The organism is Actinomadura sp. NPDC048032, from assembly GCF_040653175.1.
GTDB lineage: Bacteria > Actinomycetota > Actinomycetes > Streptosporangiales > Streptosporangiaceae > Spirillospora > Spirillospora verrucosospora.
In genome coordinates this window covers 1-4585 of record NZ_JBEZJP010000543.1, presented here as the reverse complement: position 1 = coordinate 4585, position 4585 = coordinate 1, and the positions used below count along the sequence as shown (strand labels likewise).

Sequence of the window (4585 nt, the reverse complement as noted above, 5' to 3'; positions counted from 1 at the left end):
GGTCCACGACCGTGTTGCGGTCGGTGGGGCGGTTCCCGAGGGAGAGCTGAGGCCACTGCCTGGAGAGTTCCTGGCGGCTGCGCTCGCTCCAGGCGCGGGCCTCGTCCCCGCGGGTCTTGTAGAAGTTGAGCGCGTACCCGCCGGTGTGGACGCGCAGGAGCGTGAACCCGCCCGGGTACTCCTTGACCGCCCCGACCTCCTGCTGGACGACCCGGGGCGCGAGCGGGAAGACGGAACGCTGGTTGCGGTGCGTGTGCCCCGCGTGGTGGAGGAAGACGCCGGGCGCCCGGTTGTAGGCCGTGAGGATCCGCAGGGACTGGCCCGCGTCGAGGGAATGGGCCCCGGTGACGGCGAGCGGGTCGTTCTCGGTGAAGAGCGGGTGGTGGCCGAAGACGAGGGTGGGGCGCTCCGGGTCCTTCTTCAACTCCGCCTCGAACCAGGAATGCTGCTCCGCCGAGAGGCCGCCGGAGTCGCCGCCGTCGCCGGGCTTGTCGTAGGTGTCGAGCCCGATGACGCGCAGGCCCCGCAGGTCGTGGGAGAAGTACGTCCGGTCGGACGTCGAGAACGCGTCCTTGAAGCAGTCGTTCCCCTGGTGCTCACCTGGGCTGCACCCTGCGTAGGGCGCCCCGGTGTGCGCCCGGTCGTGGTTGCCGCGGGCCACCAGGTAGGCGTCGCCCAGGGTCCCGAAGGTGTCGAGGATGCTCTTGGCGCTCGCGAGATCGGCGGGGGCGGCCTCGCTCGACACGTCCCCGGCGGCGAGGAGGAAGTGCGCACCCCTGGCCCGCGCGTCGGCGATGAGGGCGTGCGCCATCACCTCGGGATAGGGCGGGTGGCCGGGCACCTGCTCGATGCCTCTGATCCAGGGGAGCTGGCCGACCAGCCCGGCCACGGTCTCGCCCAGGTGCAGGTCGTTGCAGAGGGCGACCGAGAAGAGGTGGCGGCCTGGAGGCGGTTGCGGGGTCGTGAAGGCGAAGACGTCCCCGTGGGGGGTGCCCGCCGCTTGGCCCGCGGCCAGCCAGGTGGGCGCGGCGTCCCGTCCTCTGGAGCGGGCCCTGTAGTAGTAGGTGCGCCCGGGCTCCAGGCCGGTCAGCTCCACGTAGTGGTACGGGGTGCCGGCGGGGCCGTACGCGACGCCGGTGAGGCGGGACGGGTGCGTCCCGTAGAGGACCTCGGCGTCGGACGGCGCGGGTCGCATCCGCCCCAGGCCGTCGTCCGTCCCGGGGACGCCCGTGTACCAGGTGAGGACGGCCGTCGTCTCCGTGACGGTGACCAGTTCGAGGTTCACCGGCCGGACGTCGTCCGAGGCCCGCGCGGACGCCGCCTCGACGGCGGGCAGGAGCGAGGCGCCCGCGACGACGGCGCTCCAGCGCAGGAGCGCCCGGCGGGAGGGCCGGCAGCAGATCACGACCGTCACGGTCGCAGCACGAGGCCCCCCGCGCCAGACCCAAAGTCACCACGATCGACAGACCCGGCCGCCGACCGGCGAACCACCCGAAAGCCCCGGCCCGTCGGCTTCCGAAGGACACCGACCGTCCGCGCAGGCCGACCACCCGCGCAGGCCCACCCGCCGCGTGAGCCGACCCACCACGGGGGGTCAGCTCACCACGGGGTCAGGGCATCACCGGAGTTACGGCATGACGGCCTGGAGGCGCTCCTCGCGGAGGCGTCCGGCCCACGAGTCGTCCAGCGGGGGGAGGTCCCTCCCGACGGCCCAGCGGAGCAGCAGGTCGGCCAGGCCGGGGTTGCGGACGAGCGCCGGGCCGTGCATGTAGGTGCCGAGGACGCGGCCGCTGTAGGCGCCCTCGAAGCCGTTCCCGTCGCCGTTGCCGACGCCGTGCAGCACCTTCGCGAAGGGGCGCGCGTTCGGGCCGATGTGCGTGACGCCCTGGTGGTTCTCGAAGCCGGTGATGCGCGGGACGTTCAGCTCGCCCGCGACGTCCCCGACGATCTCGCCGACGGCGCGCTGCTCGCCGCGCCCGGAGCGGATGTCGAGCAGGCCGAGGCCCGGCACGGGCTGGCCCTCCTCGCCGCCGAACTCGTGGCCGAGCAGCTGGTAGCCCGCGCAGACCGCGAACACGACCGCGCCGGACTGCACGGCCCGCGCGAGGCCGCCGTCGCCCCGCAGCCGCTGCGCCGCGAGGATCTGCGGCCGGTCCTCGCCGCCGCCGAGCAGGTAGATGTCGCCGTCGGCGGGCACGGGCTCGTCGGACCGGAGGCTGACGGTCTCGGTGGGGATGCCGCGCAGCGCCGCGCGCCGCTCCAGGACGATCGTGTTGCCCTGGTCGCCGTAGGTGCTGAGCAGGTCCGGGTAGATCCAGACGATTTTGATGCGGTCAGACGACACGGCCGTACCTCGTTCGGATGGTCTGGAAGGCGGTGTAGTTGGCGATCACGTCCAGATGCCCGGGCGGGACGGCCATGACCGCCTGGTCGATGTCGTCCACCACCGTGAAGGACACCTCGGCGGCCTCCAGCCGGGCGGCGAGGTCGATGCGGCGCTCGCCGGTCACCCACACGGGGCGGCCCTGCAGGATGCGGTAGTCGACGTCCCACAGCCAGGACGTGTCGCGGCCGTCGGGGCCCTGCGCGTTGATCGACAGCGCGACGGGGCCGGGCGCGGGCTGCAGGACGTCGAACGCCTCCAGCCATCCGGCGGGGTTCTTCGACAGCAGCAGCCGGATCGAGCGGCCCTGGTGCTCGACCGTCGTGTACCGGCCGGCGACGGAGGTGACCTGCGACAGCAGCGGGAGGGCCTGCTCGGGCGGCACCCCGAACTGCGCGACGACCGCGAGGGCGATCAGGGCGTTCGAGCGGTTCGCGCGGCCGGGCAGGGACAGGCCCGTGAGGGAGTACGCCCGGCCGTCGGGCGCGGTGATCGTGTCGCCGCGCAGCGCCCAGTCGGGGCGGGGGCGGGCGAAGTGGCACTGCCGGCAGCGCCAGTCGCTGTCCTCGTCGGTGTCCTGACGGTCGAGGGGGCCGCCGCACTCGGGGCAGCACCAGGAGTCCTCGCGCCAGTGCTGGCCCGCGGCGACCCAGGTGACGCTCTTGGCCGTGGACGCGCCCCAGGTGACCAGCGGGTCGTCGCAGTTGGCGATGACGTGGCTGGTCGGGGACGCCTCCAGCGCGCGCCGCCACTTGCCGGCCAGCAGCCAGATCTCGGCGGCGCGGTCCATCTGGTCGCGGCTGAGGTTCATCAGGGCGACGATGTTCGCCCCGGTCTCCCTCAGGACCATCGGGACGTACTTCTCGTCGCACTCCAGCACGCCGTAGCGCGCGGACGGGGCGGACGCCAGCGCGGACACGTGCCCGGTCGGCATGTTCGCGCCGAACGCGTTGGTGGCGACCTCGCCGAGCGGCGTCATGGCCGAGGTGATCAGCCGGGTCGTCGTCGTCTTGCCGTTGGTGGCGCTGACGAGGACGAGCTTGCGGTCCTTGGCGAGCCTGGTCAGCAGCTCGGGGTCGAGTCGGAGGCCGACCCGGCCGCCGATCACCGAGCCGTCCCCGCGGCCCGCCATTCGGGACATCTTGGCGGCCGTACGACCGAGCGCGACGGCCAGCTGCGAACGCAGCGGAAGATCGCTCATGGACTCCGTCTTCTCTGGATGCGCCGGGAAACCGCTCCGAGCCTAGCCGCTGAGTGCGACGCTCGCGGCGCGCCCGGCGGTTCGAGGGACGTCCGTCACACCATTGGGGCACAATGTGAGCAGCATCACAACGATCCCGGTAAACCACTGGCAGCAATCTTGACCAGTACCAACATGTCGTGATTGCGTGCGACCTCCGACTGCGGTGCGCCGGATTACCAACCACGCGTCCAAGAACGGCGTCACCCACTACTTTTGTCGGGAGCCCCGCTGATGATCGCGGGGAGCGGTGCCCGCCCGGGCGGCGGGCCTGGATCGCAAGCGTGGACAAGCGGCTAAAAGGCGAGGTCTGAGCGATGCAGTGTCCGACGTGCGGGAATGACACGCCTGGGACGCTCGGCAAGTGTTCGCACTGCGAGGCGCCGATCGACGTGTACTCGGTCGGTCCCTCCGTCCCGCTGGCGTCGCCGGTCGCGGAGGCCGCCCCGGCGGGCGTCCCGGCCGGCGCCGACACGTTCGGCGACCGGACGATGACGGCCCCGCCGTCCTGGGCCTCCGGCCCGCAGGGCGCGCCCGAGCCTCCGGCGCAGCCGCCGATCCGGCTGTCGGCCGAGCCGCCGATCCGGCTGTCCGTGGAGCCGCCCGCCACCGCCTCGGCGCCGACGCCCGCCGTCGCGTCCCCGCTGCCGTCCCCCGACCCCGACGACACCGCGGCCTGGACGTTCGACCCCGACGCCGACGACGACTCCGGCGCCTTCGCCGCCCCGCCCTCGCAGCCCTCGTGGGCCGGCGGGCAGCAGGCGCCGCCCGCCGCGGAGCTCCCCGCCCCGGCCTCGGCGTCGAACCCGTTCGGTCTCCAGGACCAGGCCCCCCGCGCGGAGTCGATCGTCCCGGACTCGTGGTTCGCCCAGCCGCGCAAGCCCGAGGCGCCGGACGCCGACGCCACGCAGGCGTGGGGCCAGCAGCCCCCCGGCGGCCCGCAGTTCCCCGCCCTTCCCGAC

Annotated in this window: 3 protein-coding genes and 1 pseudogene; 1 reads left to right on the top strand and 3 read right to left on the bottom strand. The window is 73.5% G+C overall.

Annotation, left to right across the window (positions count from 1 at the left end; all coding sequences use genetic code 11):
• The 3 genes from AB0C69_RS38515 to AB0C69_RS38505 all read right to left on the bottom strand — a co-directional run.
• Nucleotides 1-1414 (bottom strand): metallophosphoesterase family protein (locus AB0C69_RS38515; RefSeq protein WP_360360933.1); only part of this gene is annotated, 1414 nt, incomplete at its 3' end.
• A 213-nt stretch (nucleotides 1415-1627) separates the two neighbouring features.
• A complete protein-coding gene (locus tag AB0C69_RS38510) occupies nucleotides 1628-2344 on the bottom strand; it encodes a glutamine amidotransferase (protein WP_345172866.1) in 717 nt (238 codons plus the stop codon).
• Nucleotides 2334-3584 carry a MurT ligase domain-containing protein gene (locus AB0C69_RS38505; RefSeq protein WP_360360930.1) on the bottom strand — a complete coding sequence of 417 codons (1251 nt, stop codon included), beginning with the start codon at nucleotides 3582-3584 and terminating at the stop codon, nucleotides 2334-2336. Before AB0C69_RS38505 ends, AB0C69_RS38510 begins: the two co-directional genes overlap by 11 nt.
• Before the next feature lie 356 nt (nucleotides 3585-3940).
• On the opposite strand from AB0C69_RS38505, the pseudogene AB0C69_RS38500 reads away from it, so the two are divergent.
• A pseudogene (locus AB0C69_RS38500) lies at nucleotides 3941-4585 on the top strand (hypothetical protein); the annotation flags it as partial.